Source organism: Cellulomonas avistercoris (assembly GCF_014836445.1).
Classification (GTDB): Bacteria; Actinomycetota; Actinomycetes; order Actinomycetales; family Cellulomonadaceae; genus Cellulomonas; species Cellulomonas avistercoris.
Map to the genome: position 1 here is coordinate 263,999 of NZ_JACSQV010000001.1, position 16,104 is coordinate 280,102.

At 73.5% G+C, this 16,104-nt stretch carries 13 protein-coding genes; 8 read left to right on the forward strand and 5 right to left on the reverse strand.

Annotated elements, in window-relative coordinates:
- Positions 1 to 80: 80 nt before the first annotated feature.
- The gene (locus H9657_RS01240) at positions 81 to 2,804 is read right to left on the reverse strand and encodes a substrate-binding domain-containing protein (protein ID WP_318241209.1); all 2,724 of its coding nucleotides are present in this window, start codon (positions 2,802 to 2,804) and stop codon (positions 81 to 83) included.
- A 23-nt stretch (positions 2,805 to 2,827) separates the two neighbouring features.
- On the opposite strand from H9657_RS01240, the gene H9657_RS01245 reads away from it, so the two are divergent.
- The 3 genes from H9657_RS01245 to H9657_RS01255 all read left to right on the forward strand — a co-directional run bounded on the left by H9657_RS01245 (position 2,828) and on the right by H9657_RS01255 (position 8,001).
- Complete coding sequence (locus H9657_RS01245; protein ID WP_191779517.1) at positions 2,828 to 3,922, forward strand: LacI family DNA-binding transcriptional regulator; 1,095 nt, start codon at positions 2,828 to 2,830, stop codon at positions 3,920 to 3,922.
- Positions 3,923 to 4,201: 279 nt separating this feature from the next.
- A complete protein-coding gene (locus tag H9657_RS01250; RefSeq protein WP_191779519.1) occupies positions 4,202 to 6,100 on the forward strand; it encodes a glycoside hydrolase family 6 protein in 1,899 nt (632 codons plus the stop codon).
- A 119-nt stretch (positions 6,101 to 6,219) separates the two neighbouring features.
- The gene (locus tag H9657_RS01255; RefSeq protein ID WP_191779521.1) at positions 6,220 to 8,001 is read left to right on the forward strand and encodes a cellulase family glycosylhydrolase; all 1,782 of its coding nucleotides are present in this window, start codon (positions 6,220 to 6,222) and stop codon (positions 7,999 to 8,001) included.
- Positions 8,002 to 8,059: 58 nt separating this feature from the next.
- Here the strand turns inward: H9657_RS01255 and H9657_RS01260 are convergent, their stop codons facing one another.
- A complete protein-coding gene (locus H9657_RS01260; RefSeq protein WP_191779523.1) occupies positions 8,060 to 9,136 on the reverse strand; it encodes a threonine aldolase family protein in 1,077 nt (358 codons plus the stop codon).
- Between the two features lie 105 nt (positions 9,137 to 9,241).
- Here H9657_RS01260 and H9657_RS01265 point away from each other — a divergent pair, with 105 nt between their 5' ends.
- Complete coding sequence (locus tag H9657_RS01265) at positions 9,242 to 9,772, forward strand: DUF6328 family protein (RefSeq protein ID WP_191779524.1); 531 nt, start codon at positions 9,242 to 9,244, stop codon at positions 9,770 to 9,772.
- 76 nt (positions 9,773 to 9,848) lie between these two features.
- Here H9657_RS01265 and H9657_RS01270 read toward each other — a convergent pair whose 3' ends face one another.
- From H9657_RS01270 to ku, 3 genes are all read right to left on the reverse strand, one after another.
- Complete coding sequence (locus H9657_RS01270; protein WP_191779526.1) at positions 9,849 to 10,130, reverse strand: HU family DNA-binding protein; 282 nt, start codon at positions 10,128 to 10,130, stop codon at positions 9,849 to 9,851.
- 139 nt (positions 10,131 to 10,269) lie between these two features.
- A complete protein-coding gene (locus H9657_RS01275; RefSeq protein ID WP_191779528.1) occupies positions 10,270 to 11,307 on the reverse strand; it encodes a PHP domain-containing protein in 1,038 nt (345 codons plus the stop codon).
- Positions 11,304 to 12,293, reverse strand: coding sequence for a non-homologous end joining protein Ku (gene ku / locus H9657_RS01280; protein ID WP_191779530.1), 990 nt, complete (start codon positions 12,291 to 12,293; stop codon positions 11,304 to 11,306). Before ku ends, H9657_RS01275 begins: the two co-directional genes overlap by 4 nt.
- A gap of 92 nt (positions 12,294 to 12,385) precedes the next feature.
- Between ku and ligD (H9657_RS01285) the strand changes: the two genes are divergently transcribed.
- The 4 genes from ligD (H9657_RS01285) to H9657_RS01300 all read left to right on the forward strand — a co-directional run bounded on the left by ligD (H9657_RS01285) (position 12,386) and on the right by H9657_RS01300 (position 16,098).
- A complete protein-coding gene (ligD, locus tag H9657_RS01285; protein ID WP_225214456.1) occupies positions 12,386 to 13,312 on the forward strand; it encodes a non-homologous end-joining DNA ligase in 927 nt (308 codons plus the stop codon).
- A 65-nt stretch (positions 13,313 to 13,377) separates the two neighbouring features.
- Positions 13,378 to 14,217, forward strand: coding sequence for a non-homologous end-joining DNA ligase (gene ligD / locus H9657_RS01290; RefSeq protein ID WP_318241210.1), 840 nt, complete (start codon positions 13,378 to 13,380; stop codon positions 14,215 to 14,217).
- Positions 14,218 to 14,332: 115 nt separating this feature from the next.
- The gene (locus H9657_RS01295; protein WP_191779535.1) at positions 14,333 to 14,908 is read left to right on the forward strand and encodes a Dps family protein; all 576 of its coding nucleotides are present in this window, start codon (positions 14,333 to 14,335) and stop codon (positions 14,906 to 14,908) included.
- Positions 14,905 to 16,098: an App1 family protein gene (locus H9657_RS01300; protein ID WP_191779537.1), complete on the forward strand. Its 1,194-nt coding sequence runs from the start codon at positions 14,905 to 14,907 to the stop codon at positions 16,096 to 16,098. Before H9657_RS01295 ends, H9657_RS01300 begins: the two co-directional genes overlap by 4 nt.
- Positions 16,099 to 16,104 lie beyond the last annotated feature (6 nt).

A 16,104-nucleotide genomic window follows, 5' to 3' on the forward strand; every position in this document is an offset into this window, starting at 1 on the left:
CCACCTCACGGTGGTGCCCCTTCGTCGTCCCCGGCGCCGTCTCGGCCCACGCGGTCAGCGCACAGGTTGAGCGCAGAGGGTCAGCGCACGGCCGTGTTGCGTGGGTCGCTGCGCATCTGGCCGCGCAGCAGCACGATGTCCGCCTCGCGCAGGACCTCGTTGACGTCCCGCATGCCGCGGACCGACCCGAGCACGCCGATGGAGATGCGCGGACCGATCTCGCGACGCAGCCGCTCGAGGAGCTCCGTCAGCCGGTCGGGCATCCCCCCGGCGCCGACGTCGTCGACGAGGATCGCGAAGTCGTCCTCACCCGTGCGCGCCGTGGTGTCGCCCTCGCGCAGCGGCCGCCGCAGCTGCCGCACCACCTCGCGGTGCACGTCCGGCGCGTGGTCGTCGTCGCGCGAGACACCCCCGCCGTCCACGACGCGCACCAGCGCGATCGCGCAGTCGTAGCCGGCCGACCGCCGGCAGCGCAGCAGCGCGGCGCCGAGCCGGTCGAGGAACAGCAGCCGGTTGACCAGGCCGGTCTCGGGGTCGTGCAGCGCATCACGCTGCAAGGCGATCTCCGCCTCCTTGCGCTCCGTGACGTCGACGAGCGTGCCGACCAGGCGGGCGGGGCAGCCGGCGTCGTCCAGCACCGTCACGGCACGGCACATCATCCAGCGGTAGTCCCCGGACTGCGTGCGCACGCGGTGCTCGAGCTCCAGCGGCGTCCCGCAGCCCGCGAGCTGGGCCGCGATCGCCGCCGAGAGCTCGTCACGGTCGGCCGGGTGGACGCGCTCCAGCCACTCCGACGGCTGGTCGCCGATGACGTCCTCCGCGTAGCCGAGCGTCTGCTTCCAGCGCGGCGAGTAGTACACGGTGCCCGCGGACACGTCCCAGTCCCACGTGCCGTCGTGCGCGGCCATCGACGCCAGCGCGTAGCGCTCCTCGCTCTCCCTGACCGTGTCGGCCAGCGCACGCTCACGAGCCGCCGCCTGCTCGAGCGCCTTGCGCTGCTCGCGCAGCGAGCCCAGCAGACGCTCCTGGTCGAGGGCCACGGCCAGCAGGGCCGCCCAGTGGTTGAAGCGGTCACGCGGCTGCGTCGCGCGCGTCTCGACGGTCCCGTCGATCGCCAGCAGACCCCAGTCGCTGCCGCCGAACGTCACCGGCACGACGAACGTCAGCTCGTTGGAGCCCACGGTGCCCGCACGCGTCAGCGCCGCGGGCGGGAACTGGCTGGCGGTCGTCCGGACCCCCACGAGACGCGAGAGCGTCCCGCTGGTGTCGTGCACGCCGACGATCTCCATCTCACGGTCGCCGGGTCCGCGGTCGGTGCCGACCCACAGGCCGAGGCACGCGTGACCCCGCACGCCACGCGGCAGCCAGCCCAGCGCGCGCGGGCTCGCACCGTCGCCGCGCAGCAGGTCCATGTCGACCTCGTACTGGTCGACGATCGTGCGCTCGAGCTGTCCGCTGCGCGCGAGCATCGCCCGCGTGCAGCCCTTGGTGACCGCGAGCAGCACGTCCGTCACCGCGCGCCGCACCGCGGGGGCGTTACCGGCACGGGCCTCGCCGAGCGTCTCGACGCGGCGGCCCTCGACCGTCCGCAGCACGGTGACCATCTGCTCCAGGGCCTCCGGGTGCGGCTGCAGCGCCGCCGTGAGGTCGGAGAGCCGACCGAGCGCGGCGGGGGCCGGCGAGATGCCACGCTCGGCCGCGACCTCCACGGGCTCCTCCACCGCACGCCACCACGCCTCGCGCGCGTCGGGTCCGGCACGCCGCGACACCGCGGATCCCGCCGGGCCGGCGAACGCCGACTCCGCGAGCCGCCGCAGCAGCTCCTCACCCGCGACGTCGCCGCCGGCGGCGGCGTCGCCACCGGTCGACGTGACCTCGGTGCACCCGCACGACTCGCGCACGACGAGCGACGAGGGCACGCGGTGCTCCCCCGGCATGACGTCGTCACCGCGCATGCGGGCGAGCAGGAGGCCGACGGCGTGCTCGCCGACACGCCCGAAGTGCGCGTCGACCGTGGACAGCCGCGGGCTGACGCGCGCACCGGAGTCGGCGTGGTCGAACGCCACGACCGCCTGGTCGCGCGGCAGGACCAGCCCGTGCGAGCGCAGGGCGCGCTGGAACCCGACCGCGTTGCGGTCCGTCGCCGCGATGACCGCGGTCGTGGGCGTGCCCGCCTGGAGCATGCGTGCCGCCGCGTCGGCGCCACCCTGCTCCTGGTTGTCGGACGCCTCGTACCACCACGAGTCGTCGGACTCGATCCCGTGCTCGGCGAGCGTGGTGCGGTACGCGGCGAAGCGCTCGCGCATGTCCCGCTGGCCCAGGTTCCCGAGGAAGCCGATCGCGGTGTGACCGTGCCAGATGAGGTGCTCGACGGCCGCGCGCACGCCTCCGACGTTGTCCGGGACCACGACGGGGTCGTCCGGGTGCGCGGGGTCCTCGCTGATGAGCACGACCGGCACGCCCCACTCGCGCACGGCGGCCAGCCGCTCGGGGCTCAGCGCCTTGCCGACGACGACGAGGCCGTCCACCGCGCCCAGCGCCACCGGCGTGTCGAGGACCGACTCCTCCGGGTAGCGCTCGCGGTCGAGGCCCGCGGGATAGGTCTGCACCGCCACCACCCGGTGGCCCACGCCACGTGCGGCACGTGCGACTCCCGCGATCACCGCCCCGAAGTAGAAGCCTCCGACCACCGGAGAAAGTACGCCGATCGTCCGACGCACCGTGGCGGGCACCCCGCGTCGGACCGTCATCATTTTCCACACCTCGCCCACGCCGTCGGAGTCGAGCTGATGCTTTTCACCCACATCGGGCGCAACACTAGGTGATCGTGGTCACTCCTGCACATGACACAGGCAAAGATGCTGTCTCTCCGACGACCGGGGCGCAGCCCGTCCTCGGCGGCCCTGGCGCCCGCCGACCGACGATCACCGACGTCGCCAAGGCCGCGGGGGTGTCCATCGCCGTCGTGTCCTACGCGCTCAACGGACGTCCCGGCGTCTCCGCGGCGACCCGAGAACGCGTGCTGCGCGTCGCCGACGAGTTCGGCTGGCGGCCGAGCGCGGCGGCGCGCTCGATGCGCAGCGGGCCCCGCGCGGTGGGGCTCGTCGTGGACCGCGGCCTGACCGGTGCCGTCGGCTACGGCGCCCACGTCCTGGAGTTCGTCGTCGCGCTCCAGGACGTCCTCGCGACGCGCGGGCTCGCGCTCGTGCTCCAGGTCGTCGACGACCTGCCCGCGGCGGTCGCGCTGTACGGCGAGTGGTGGGCGGAGCGTCGCTTCGACGTCATGGTCGTGACCGACGTCCGGACCGAGGACCCCCGCCTGGACGCCCTGCGTCGCCTGCGGATCCCCGCGGTCGTCGTCGGCGCCGGCGACGTGCCCGGCGAGGTCGCGAACGTCCGGGTCGACGACGAGCAGGCCGCGGAGCGCGTCGGGCGCTACCTCATCGAGCTGGGGCACCGGCACGTCGGTGCGGTCACCGGCCCCGCGTCGCTGCAGCGCACACGCTCACGCGTCGCCGGCATGGAGCGCGCGCTGGACACCGGCGGCGCCTCGCTGGTGCACGAGCCGACGGGCGGCTCGCCGGAGGAGGCCGCGGCGGCCTGCCGTCGTCTGCTGACGGGCGACCGCCCGCCGTCCGCCGTGGTCTTCGACACCGACCACATGGCCGTCGCGGCGCTCGACGTGGCGCGCCGCACCGGCCTGGCCGTGCCGTGGGACGTGTCCGTCGTCGCGCTGTCCGACTCTCCCCTGTGCCGGCTCGCGACGCCGTCGATCACCGCGCTCCCCTCGGTCCAGGCCGACCTCGGCACGGCCGTGGGCGAGGCGGTCCTGACCATCCTGGACTCGCAGCCGACCCCCGTGCGGCAGATCGAGGTGGGTGGTCTAGCGGTCCGTGGCAGCACCGGCCCACGCTCGCGCTGAGGCGGCCTCGGCGCGTCGACCCTGGGGCGGTCGCACGACCGCCCCAGGGCTGCGATCCGGGCACGATCGGCCGCTGACCTGCAGCTCCGCCGCTTGTGGCAGGGTCGTGAGAAGGTCACGATTTGGTAACGGGCGCATGCCTAAACGATTTGCGCAGATCCCTCGCGACCACGCACGTGATGGATTCCGCAGCAGTCGTCGTGGACTGGAGTCCGCGGCGGCTCGCACCCGTCGCCGCCGAGGGCCGGGTGCGACCGACCGACCCCCCGGAGGACACCCGTGTCCACACACGGCAATCGAACGGCCGCACGGCGTTGGCGCGCTGTCGCGACCGCCGCGACGGCAACGGCGCTCGTCGCGGTGCCGCTGACGCTCGCGAGCACGTCCGCGAACGCGGCCGAAGCTCACGTCGACAACCCCTACGCCGGTGCCAAGCAGTACGTGAACCCCACGTGGGCAGCAACGGTTGAGAGCGCTGCCACACGTGCCGGTGACGCCACGCTGGCGGCGCAGATGCGCACGGTGGCGAAGCAGCCGACCGCTGTCTGGATGGACCGCATCAGCGCCATCGCGGGCAACGCCGACGGCAACGGCCTGAAGTTCCACCTCGACGAGGCGGTCAAGCAGAAGACCGGCAGCACGCCGCTCGTCTTCAACCTCGTCATCTACAACCTGCCCGGCCGCGACTGCTTCGCGCTGGCGTCGAACGGCGAGCTGCCGGCCAGCGACGCGGGGCTCGCGCGCTACAAGACCGAGTACATCGACCCCATCGTCGACCTGCTCTCGGACTCCAAGTACGCGGACATCCGGATCGCCGCGACGATCGAGCCCGACTCGCTGCCGAACCTCGTCACGAACATGTCCGAGGCCACCTGCCAGGCCTCGGCGCCGTACTACCGCGAGGGCGTCAAGTACGCGCTGGACGAGCTGAAGACGCTCGACAACGTCTACACGTACCTCGACGCGGCGCACTCGGGCTGGCTCGGCTGGGACTCGAACTCGGGCCCGACCGCCAAGCTCTTCGCCGAGGTCGCCAAGACGACGAAGAAGGGCTTCGCGTCGATCGACGGCTTCGTGACCAACACGGCCAACAGCACGCCGCTGGCCGAGCCGTTCCTCACGGACCCGACGCTGAACATCGGCGGCAACCCGGTCCGCTCGTCGAAGTTCTACGAGTGGAACTCCGACTTCGGTGAGCACGCGTGGACGACGCAGCTGCACCGTCTGCTCGTGGCCGAGGGCTTCTCGTCCTCGACCGGCATGCTCATCGACACGTCCCGCAACGGCTGGGGCGGCCCGGACCGTCCCACGAAGGCCTCGTCGAGCACGAACCTCGAGACCTACGTGAACGAGTCGCGCATCGACCGCCGCACGCACCGCGGCGCCTGGTGCAACCCGCTGGGTGCCGGCATCGGGGAGCTCCCCGTGGCCACGCCGTCCAGCGCACCCGCCGCTGCCCACCTCGACGCGTACGTCTGGATCAAGCCCCCGGGCGAGTCCGACGGTGCGTCGAAGGAGATCGCGAACGACCAGGGCAAGAGCTTCGACCGCATGTGCGACCCGACCTACGTCGCGTCCAAGCTGGCGAACAACCTGACCGGCGCCACGCCGGACGCCCCGCTGGCCGGCCAGTGGTTCGAGGCGCAGTTCAAGACGCTCGTCAAGAACGCCTACCCGGTCATCCCGACCAGCAACGACCCGGGCCCGACGTCCACCCCGACGCCGACCCCTTCGGTCACGCCGACGGTCACCCCGACGCCGACGGTCACCCCGACGCCGACGGTCACGCCGACGCCGACCGTGACGCCGACGCCGACGGTGACCCCGACGCCGACGGTCACGCCGACGCCCACGCAGAACCCGGGTGCGTCCTGCTCGGTGAGCTACACGGCGAACAGCTGGAACAACGGCTTCACGGCCTCGGTGAAGATCACGAACCGTGGGACGGCCGCGCTCAGCGGCTGGACCCTGAAGTTCGCCTTCGCCAACGGTCAGCAGGTCCAGCAGGGCTGGAGCGCCAAGTGGGCGCAGTCCGGCTCGGCCGTGACGGTCACCAACGAGGCCTGGAACGGCTCGCTGGCGGCCGGTGGCTCGGTGGACATCGGCTTCAACGGTTCGCACTCCGGGACCAACAACGCGCCGACGTCCTTCACGCTGAACGGCGCCACCTGCTCCTGAGGCTGACGAGCCGGGCGTCCTGAACGCCTGACGTGACGAGGGGGCCCTCCTGGACCAGTCCGGGAGGGCCCCTTCGGCAGCCCCACCCCCAGCCACCCCTCACGTCCACCAGGAGAAACGTGTCCAGCTCACGCGTGCGCAGCCTGCGCACCACGCTCGGCGGCGTCCTCGCCGTCGGCGCCCTCGCACTGCCTCTCGCCCTGTCCGCAGCTCCGGCGCAGGCCGCCGCCACGCCGGACTGGCTGCACGTGCAGGGCAACAAGATCGTCGACGCGTCCGGCAAGGAGGTGTGGCTGACCGGCGTCAACTGGTTCGGCTTCAACGCCACCGAGCGTGTCTTCCACGGCCTGTGGTCGGCCAACATGCGGACCCTCACGCAGGACATCGCCGCGCGCGGCCTCAACGTCGTGCGGGTGCCGATCTCCGCCCAGCTGCTGCTGGAGTGGAAGGCCGGGACGTTCACCAAGCCCAACGTCAACGAGTTCGCCAACCCGGAGCTCGCGGGCCTCAACAGCCTGCAGGTCTTCGAGAAGTGGCTCGACATGTGCGAGGAGTACGGCATCAAGGTGTTCCTCGACGTGCACAGCGCCGAGGCCGACAACTCCGGGCACGTCTACCCGACCTGGTGGAAGGGCGACATCACCACGGAGAAGGTGTACGAGGGCTGGGAGTGGGCCGCGACCCGCTGGAAGAGCGACGACACCATCATCGGTGCCGACATCAAGAACGAGCCGCACGGCACCCAGGGCGACACCGAGCGGGCCAAGTGGGACGGGTCGACCGACAAGGACAACTTCAAGCACTTCGCCGAGACGGCCTCCCGCAAGGTGCTCGCGATCAACCCCAACTGGCTGGTGTTCGTCGAGGGCATCGAGATCTACCCCAAGCCGGGCGTCTCGTGGTCGTCGAAGGGGCTGACGGACTACTACGGGACGTGGTGGGGCGGCAACCTGCGCGGCGTGCGCGACTTCCCGATCGACCTGGGCGCCAACCAGGACCAGCTCGTGTACTCGCCGCACGACTACGGACCGCTCGTGTTCGAGCAGTCGTGGTTCAAGGGCGACTTCGACCGTGCGAGCCTCGAGCGCGACGTGTGGGACCCGAACTGGCTGTACCTGCACAAGGAGAACATCGCTCCCCTCCTCATCGGTGAGTGGGGCGGGTTCATGGACGGCGGCAAGAACGAGAAGTGGATGCTCGCGCTGCGCGACCTCATCGTCGACCGGCGCCTGAGCCACACGTTCTGGGTCCTCAACCCCAACTCCGGCGACACCGGTGGTCTGCTCGGCTACGACTGGGCGACGTGGGACGAGGAGAAGTACGCGCTGCTCAAGCCCGCGCTCTGGCAGGACGGCGGCAAGTTCGTCGGGCTCGACCACGACGTGCCCCTGGGAGGTGCCGGCAGCACGACCGGCGTCTCGCTCTCGCAGGTGAACGGCGGGGGCCCGAGCACCACCCCCACGGCCACGGTCAGCCCGACGCCCACGCCGTCGGTCACGCCCACCGTCACGCCGACGCCGTCGGTCACGCCCACGCCGTCCGTGACACCGACACCGACACCGACGGTCACGCCCACCCCGGCGACCGGAGCGTGCACCGTCACGTACAGCGCCAGCTCGTGGAGCTCGGGCCTGTCGGGTTCGGTCCGGCTGACGAACACGGGCGCCGCGCTGAGCGCGTGGACGCTCACGTTCACCGCACCCGCGGGCGTCGCCGTCACGCAGGGCTGGGGCGGCACGTGGTCCCAGTCGGGCAGCTCCGTCACGGTGACGAGCGCCGCGTGGAACGGCGCGCTCGCGGCGGGCGGCACCGCCGAGATCGGGTTCAACGCCTCCCACGGCGGGACGGCGGGCACCCCGACCGGGTTCGCGCTCAACGGCGCGGCCTGCACCGTGCGCTGACACGACTGCTCGCAGGTCCGGCCGCCGTACCCGCCCGGGTGCGGCGGCCGGACCGCGTTCAGGCCGGCGTGCCGCGGGTCCCGTCGTCGTCCGCCAGAGCGTGCCGCAGGGCGTCGAGCAGCTCGTCGACGTCCTGCGGGGTGGTGTCGAACGCGCACATCAGACGCACCGTGCCGTCGGTCGCGTCCCAGTCGTAGAACCGCCACCGCCGGCGCAGCACCTCCACGACGGGTGCGGGCAGGCGGACGAAGACGGCGTTCGCCTCGGTCGGCTGCGCGACCTCCAGCACGCCGAGCGCGTCGATGCCCGCCCGCAGGCGCGCGGCCATCGCGTTGGCGCGCTGCGCCGAGCGCAGCCACAGGTCACCCTCGTACAGCGCGACGAGCTGCGCCGACACGAACCGCATCTTCGAGGTGAGCTGCATGTCGCTCTTGCGCAGGTACTCCACGCCGGTGACGGCCTCGGGGTCCAGGACGACCACGGCCTCACCGAGCAGCAGGCCGTTCTTCGTGCCGCCCAGCGACAGCACGTCCACGCCGCAGTCGGTCGTCAGGGCGCGCAGCGGCAGGCCGAGGTGCGCGGCCGCGTTGGCCAGACGCGCACCGTCCATGTGGACGCGCATGCCGAGCGCGTGGGCCTGGTCGCACAGCTCACGCACGGCCTGCGGCGTGTACACGGTGCCGAGCTCGGTGGCCTGCGTGAGCGACACGACACCCGGCTGCGCGCGGTGCACGTCGCCGAAGCCCCAAGCCTGCCGCGCCACGAGCTCGGGCGTCAGGCGGCCGTCCGGCGCGGGGACCGTCAGCAGCTTCAGTCCCCCGACCCGCTCCGGTGCGCCGTTCTCGTCCGTGTGGATGTGCGCCGCCTCCGTGCAGACCACGGCCCCCCACCGCGGCAGCATGGCCTGCAGGGCCACCACGTTGGCGCCGGTGCCGTTGAGGACCGGGTAGGCGACGGCGTGCTCACCGAGCTGGGCGCGAACGACGTCCTGCAGGCGGGCCGTCCACGGGTCGTCGCCGTAGGCAGGCACGTGACCGACGTTGGCCTCGGCCACCGCGGCAAGCACCTCGGGGTGCACGCCGGCGTAGTTGTCCGAGGCGAAGTGGCGGACGGCGGGAGCGTGCGGCTGGGTCACGCCCCCAGTCTCGCCGATCCCGCGCACCCACCACGGTCGCCGTCGTGCACGTCGGGCCCGTGAGCGGCATGATCCGTGCAGCCGACCGACAGGAGACACCCCACGATGGACACCACCGGCGCCGCCCGGCACGCTGCACCGCAGCACGCACCGAGCGAGGACGGTCGCAACGAGACGTTCATCGAGCGGATGGACCGCAACTGGGAGGAGCTGCTGCAGGAGCTGCGCGTGACGCAGACGGGGGCGCAGATCCTCACCGGCTTCCTGCTGACTCTGCCCTTCCAGTCGCGCTTCTCCGACCTCGACGCCTACCAGCAGGACCTGTACCTCGTCCTGGTGGCGCTCGCAGTCCTCGCCACCGTGCTCATCATCGCGCCCGTCAGCCTCCACCGGCTGCTCTTCCGTCGTCGCCTCAAGCCGCAGCTGGTCGACGCGGGGCACTGGTTCGCACGTGCGGGGCTCGCGGCCCTGGCCCTCGTGCTGACGGGCGCGACGATGCTGCTGTTCGACGTCGTGCTGGACCGCACGGCGGGGCAGGTGGCGGGCGGGTCCGTGCTGGTGGTCATCGCCCTGATGTGGCTGGTGCTCCCCCACGTGATCGCCCACCGGGCGGAACCCGAGGCCGACGCGGACTGAGGCGTCGCGCACCCCCGGGTACGACGACGGCCCCGTGCCGCACCCCAGGGGTGCGGCCACGGGGCCGTCGGTCGTCTCAGCCCTGGACGGCGCGCTTGAGCGCGCTGCCGGCCGTGATCTTCACCCGGTAGCCCGCGGGGATCTCCAGCTTCTCGCCCGTCTGCGGGTTGACGCCGGTACGCGCCGCACGGTCGGCGCGCGCCACCGCGAGGAAGCCGGGGATCGACACGCTGCCGCCGTCGGCGAGCTGCTCCACGACGACCTCCTGCAGGGCCTTGATGGCCTTGTCGGTGTCGGCGTTGGTCAGCCCGGCCTTCTCGGCGACTGCCTGGACGAGCTCGGTGCGGTTGACGCTCACGACGGGTGCTCCTCGGTGCTCGGTTCGCAGCCACGGCACGGTACGCGCCGCGGCGGTGCCGCACGACGAGCGTGCGCACGGTTTCCGACCCTAACCGCGCCACCGGGGCGTGGCGCGCCGACGCGCCCCGTGTCGTCCGTCACCGCCGTCCGCGTTCCCGCACCTCCGCGGCACTGCGGGCCGTCACGACACGGTCCGGTCCGATGCCGTGCGCCGCGGCGCGCTCGCACCCCACGCGCAGCCAGTCGAGCTGTCCGGGGGCGTGCGCGTCCGAGTCGATCGTGAACTCGCAGCCGGCGTCGACGGCGACCTGCAGCAGCGCGTGCGGCGGGTCGAGCCGGTCGGGGCGGCAGTTGATCTCCACGGCGACGCCGTGCTCGGCGCACGCGTCGAACACGGCACGGGCGTCGAACTCGCTCGGTGGCCGGTGCTTGCCGGCCACCTGCCGGCCCGTGCAGTGCCCCAGGACGTCGGTGCGGGGGTTGCGCACGGCCGCGAGCATCCGGCGTGTCATGGCGGCGCGCTCCATCCGCAGCTTCGAGTGCACCGAGGCGACGACGACGTCCAGCTCGTCCAGCAGGTCCGGGTCCTGGTCGAGCGAGCCGTCGTCGAGGATGTCGACCTCGATGCCGCTGAGCACCTCGAAGGGCGCGACGGCGGGCCGCAGGGCGTCGAGCTGGGTGAGCTGCGCCCGCAGCCGCGAGGCGGACAGCCCGTTGGCGACGGTGAGCCGCGGCGAGTGGTCGGTGACCGCCAGGTAGTCGCGCCCCAGCTCGAGCTCGGCCAGGACCATCTCCTGGACGGGCGTGGCGCCGTCGCTGGCCTCGGTGTGGCTGTGCAGGTCACCGCGCAGGGCCGCGTGCAGCTCGGCCGCCGCCGGCGTCGTCCCGGCGTCCTGCGCGGCGGCCTGCTCCTCGAGGTCGACCAGCGCGGGCACCGGACGCCCCGACCAGGTCCGCGCGACCACCTCGGCCGTGCTGCTCCCGACCGCCGGCAGGTCGGTCAGCGCGCCCGCGCGCACGAGGGCCGCCAGACGCGCACCCTCCTGCCGCTCGACCGTGCGCGCCGCCGCCCGGTACGCCTCGGCGCGATAGCGGCTGGCTTGCGCACGCTCGAGGAGGAAGGCGATGCGTCGCAGCGTCGCGACGGCCCGGTCCCGGTCCTCCTCCGCGCTCACGACGCCTTGGTGCGGGCCTTGCGGCGCGTGGGCGCCGACTCCTCACCCGCGTCGTCGTCCTTGGCGCTCGCCTTGGCGGCGGACCCCTTGCCGGACGCCCCCTTGCCCGCGGCCGACCTGGTCGCCGGCTTCTTCGTCGCCGTGCCGCCCTTGGTGGAGCTCTTCGGGGGCGCAGCCTCGGGAGCCTCCTCGCCACGCGCAGCACGGGCCTTGTCGACCGAGCGCTGCAGCGCCGCGAGCAGGTCGACGACCTCCCCGCCACCCTCGGACGCCTCCTCCTCCGGCGGGGCCGGGGGCGCCTGGGTGTCCCCCGACGACACCTTCGCGGCGATGAGCTGCTCGAGCGCCGCGACGTACGCGTCCTCGTACTGCGACGGGTCGAAGTCGCCCGCGAGCGACTCGACGAGGGACGACGCCATCGTCAGCTCCTGGGGCCGGACCGTGACGTCGTCGTCCAGGACGGGGAAGTCCGCCTCCCGCACCTCGTCGGGCCACAGCAGGGTCTGCAGGACGATGACCTTGTCCCGCACCCGCAGCACCGCCATCGACTCGCGCTGCCGGATCGCGACCTTGACGACCGCGACGCGGTCCGTCTCCTCGAGCGCTCCCCGCAGCAGCGCGTACGGCTTGGCCGCGGTCTTGTCGGGCTCGAGGAAGTACGTCTTCTGCAGCAGGATCGGGTCGACCTGCTCGGCGGGCACGAACTCCAGGACCTCGATCTCGCGCTCCGTGGACAGCGGCAGCTGCTGGAAGTCCTCGTCCGTCAGCACGACGAGGTCGCCGTCCTCCGTCTCGTACCCCTTGGCGATGTCCGACCACTCGACGCTCTCGCCGTCGATGCTGCAGACCTTGCGGTAGCGGATGCGACCGCCGTCCTCGCGGTGCACCTGGTGCAGCCGCACCTCGTGCTCACCCGTCGCCGCGTACAGCCGCACCGGCACGTTCACCAGACCGAAGGCCACTGCGCCCTTCCAGATCGCCCGCACGGCCGTCCTCCTTCGTCGTGGCGGCGTCGCCCACCCCGGCCGCCCACGCGGCTCGCTGCACCGTCCACGGGCAGGATGGACCCGTGGAGCCCATGCTCGCCACCCCGGCGCCTGCACCCGCGGCGCTCCCGCACGGCCGCGACTGGGTGTTCGAGGTCAAGTGGGACGGCGTCCGCGTCCTCGCCGACGTGCGCGACGGCGCTCTGCGCCTGACCAGCCGCAACGAGCGGGACGTCACGCCCGCCTACCCCGAGCTGGGCGGGCTCGCGGCCCTCGGCGACGTGCTGCTCGACGGCGAGGTGGTGCTCATGGACGGCGGACGCCCCTCGTTCTCGGCCCTCGCCGAGCGCATGCACGTGCGCGAGGCACGCCGCGCCCAGGCGCTCGCCGCTGCCCGCCCGGTGACCTACCTCGTCTTCGACGTGCTGCGCCACGACGGCCGCGACCTGACGGGCGTGCCGCTCGAGGCGCGCCGCGCGGTGCTCGACGCGCTCGTGCTCCCCGAGCACGTGCAGACGTCGCCCTGGTACGACGACGGCGACGACCTGTGGCGCGTGACGGCCGCCCACGGGCTCGAGGGGGTCGTCGCCAAGCGACGTGGCGCGCCGTATCGACCCGGACGGCGGTCGCCCGACTGGGTGAAAGCCGCGCACCGCCGTACCCGGACGGCCCTCGTCGGGGGGTGGCGCCCGGAGTCGACCGGCACGGGGCGCCTCGGCGCCCTCCTGCTGGGCGCGCCCGACGAGGACGGCGGCCTGCGCTACCTGGGCCGGGCCGGCTCCGGGCTCGGGGGCGGCGCCGCACGCGTGATGCGCGACCTCCTCGCGGCGCACGAGCGCGACACCTGCCCCTTCGTCGACGACGTACCGGCCGTGGACGCGCGCGGCGCCGTCTGGTGCGAGCCCGTCGTGGTCGTCGAGGTGCTGTACCTGCTCCGCACACCGTCCGGCCGGCTGCGGCAGCCGGTCGTGCGCGGGGCCCGGACCGACGTGGCCGTGGACCCCTGGGGGCAGCCGTGACGCCGCGCGGGGGCGCAGGCGGTGCGGGCCCCGAGCGGCAGACCGTCGACGTCGGCGGACGCCCCGTGCGCCTCACCCACCTCGACAAGGTCCTGTACCCCGCGACGGGGACCACCAAGGCCGAGGTCATGGACTACCTCGTCCAGGTCGAGCCGGCGATCCTGCGCCAGCTGCGCGACCGGCCCGTGACGCGCATCCGGTGGCCGGACGGCGTCGGCGGCGAGAAGTTCTTCGAGAAGAACACGCCGCGCGGTGCGCCGTCCTGGCTGCGTCACCAGCGCCTGCCGGCGTCGCCCGGCACCGACGACGAGGGCACGATCCTCGACCTGCCGTTCCTCGACGACCTCGCCGGGCTCATGTGGGCCGCGAACTCCGGTGCCCTCGAGCTCCACACGCCCCAGTGGACCGTCGGCCCCCGCGGCGGCCTGCGCGACGCCGACCGGCTCGTCGTGGACCTCGACCCCGGGCCCGGCGCGGGCCTCGACGAGTGCGCACGCGTCGCCCACCTCGTCGCCGACCGCCTGCGGGACGACGGCCTGGAGCACACCGTGCCGGTCACGTCGGGCTCCAAGGGCCTGCAGCTCTACGCCCCGCTCCCCCGGCCGCGCCCGGCCACCGCGGTCCGCGAGGACGCGCGCACCCTGGCGCTGGCGCTCGCGGGCGATCACCCGGACCTCGTCGTCGCCGTGCAGCGCAAGGACGCGCGCGGGGGGAAGGTGCTCCTGGACTGGTCGCAGAACCACCCCGCGAAGACGACGATCACGCCCTGGTCGCTGCGCGGGCGCGAGCGCCCCACCGTGGCCGCCCCCCGCCACTGGGACGAGATCGGGCCGGGTCTGGCGCAGCTCACGGCAGGTGAGGCGGCCGCGCGGCTGGCGAGCGACGGCGATCCCTTCGACGTGTGACCGGGGCACGTCCGCCGGTCGGCGGCTGCGCCTCCGATGGCGGGGGCCCGCGGGGCCTGGCAGCGTGGACGTGACCCGGGCCGGACGAGCCCGGGACGTACGCGAAGGAGTGGTCATGGCCCGCGATCTGCCGAAGTACACCGTCCCGTCCCTCACACCCGAGGACGGCGCGAAGGTGGCGGCGATCCTGCAGGAACGTCTGCACGCGCTCAACGACCTGGCGCTCACGCTCAAGCACATCCACTGGAACGTCGTCGGGCCGCACTTCATCGCGGTCCACGAGATGATCGACCCGCAGGTCGACGCCGTGCGGCTGATGGTCGACGCGACGGCCGAGCGCATCGCGACGCTCGGCTCCGCACCGGTCGGCACGCCCGGCGCGCTCGTCGCGGCCCGCACGTGGGACGACTACTCGATCGGGCGTGCGAGCACGGCCGAGCACCTCGGTGCGCTCAACGAGGTGTACGTCGGCGTGATCACCGACCACCGGGCGGCGGCCGCACAGACCGAGGAGCTCGACACCGTGACCAACGACCTCCTGGTCGGTCACCTGCACGAGCTCGAGCTCTTCCACTGGTTCGTCCGTGCGCACCTCGAGTCCTCCGGTGGTGCGCTGTCGACGGCCGCCGAGTCCACCGAGAAGGGCGCGGCCCAGGCCGCCGAGGCCGCGGCCTCGCACACGTCGTCGTGACGACGGCGCAGCGTCCCGGCCCGCGCTCGCCGCAGCCCGGTCCCGTCGGCGCGCCCGGCGAGGACGAGCTGCGCGCCGGCCGCGTCGCGCCGCGGCTCGAGAACCCCGACGGGACCGCGGTCCAGCGACCGCACGTGGCGGCGCGGCTCGAGGACCGGTTCGACTCGGCGCTCGCGCACGTGCTGCGACGCCGTGGCTGGACCGTCCGGGTCGTCGGGTACGCCGGGTACGGGTCGGGCGGGAAGGTGCGCGTGCTGGCGCGCACCCTGCTCGCGTCCCCGGCCGTGCGGCAGCAGGACCTGCCGGACAGCGGCGCCGACGCCCAGACGGGCGAGCGCCCCGCGGACGCCGTGCGCGGGTGGCGGTCGTTCTTCACGGCGCCGGTCGCGGGCGCCCCCGTCGAGGTCACCATCGGCGGCACGTCCCATCGCCTGACGACGGACCGCGGCGGGTACGTCGCCGCGCGCGTCGCCGCCGCCCGGGCACCCGGGGGGCACGCCCAGACGCGCACCGCGCGCGACCGCGCCCGCCCCACCCCCCGCGTGGTCGTCGTGGGTCCCGAGCCGACCGTCGGGATCGTCAGCGACATCGACGACACCGTGATGGTCACGCGACTGCCGCGACCCTTCGTGGCGGCGTGGAACGTCTTCGTCCGTCACGAGAACGCGCGTGAGGCCGTGCCCGGCATGTCACGGCTCTACCGGGAGCTGAGGTCCGCGCGGCCCGACTCCCCCGTGGTCTACCTGTCCACGGGGGCGTGGAACGCGGCGCCGGCGATCGGCCGGTTCCTGCGACGCCACGACTACCCGGCGGGACCGATGCTGCTCACGGACTGGGGGCCGACGAACACGGGCCTGTTCCGCAGCGGCCAGCGGCACAAGGTCGCCCAGCTGCGACGGCTGTTCGTCGAGCTGCCGCAGGTGCGGTGGATCCTCGTGGGCGACGACGGCCAGCACGACCCGCAGATCTACGCCGGCGCGGTGGCCCGGCACCCCGAGCGGGTCGAGGCCGTGCTGATCCGCCAGCTCACCGCGGGCGAGCACGTGCTGTCGCGCGGCCTGCCCACCGCCGCCCCCGAGCAGGAGGAGGCGGAGGACGACGCCGACGATGCCCCCGGCATCCCGGTGGTGCTCGGTGCGGACGGCGAGGAGCTCCTGGAGCGCGTGCGGGAGGCGGGGCTCGCCGGCTGACCCGTC

Bases quoted from the DNA above. Each gene is read 5' to 3' on its own strand.
- H9657_RS01295 (WP_191779535.1), top strand. From the start codon at position 14,333: ATGGCCCGCGATCTGCCGAAGTACACCGTCCCGTCCCTCACACCCGAG.
- H9657_RS01265 (WP_191779524.1), top strand. From the start codon at position 9,242: ATGGACACCACCGGCGCCGCCCGGCACGCTGCACCGCAGCACGCACCG.
- ligD (WP_225214456.1), top strand. From the start codon at position 12,386: ATGCTCGCCACCCCGGCGCCTGCACCCGCGGCGCTCCCGCACGGCCGC.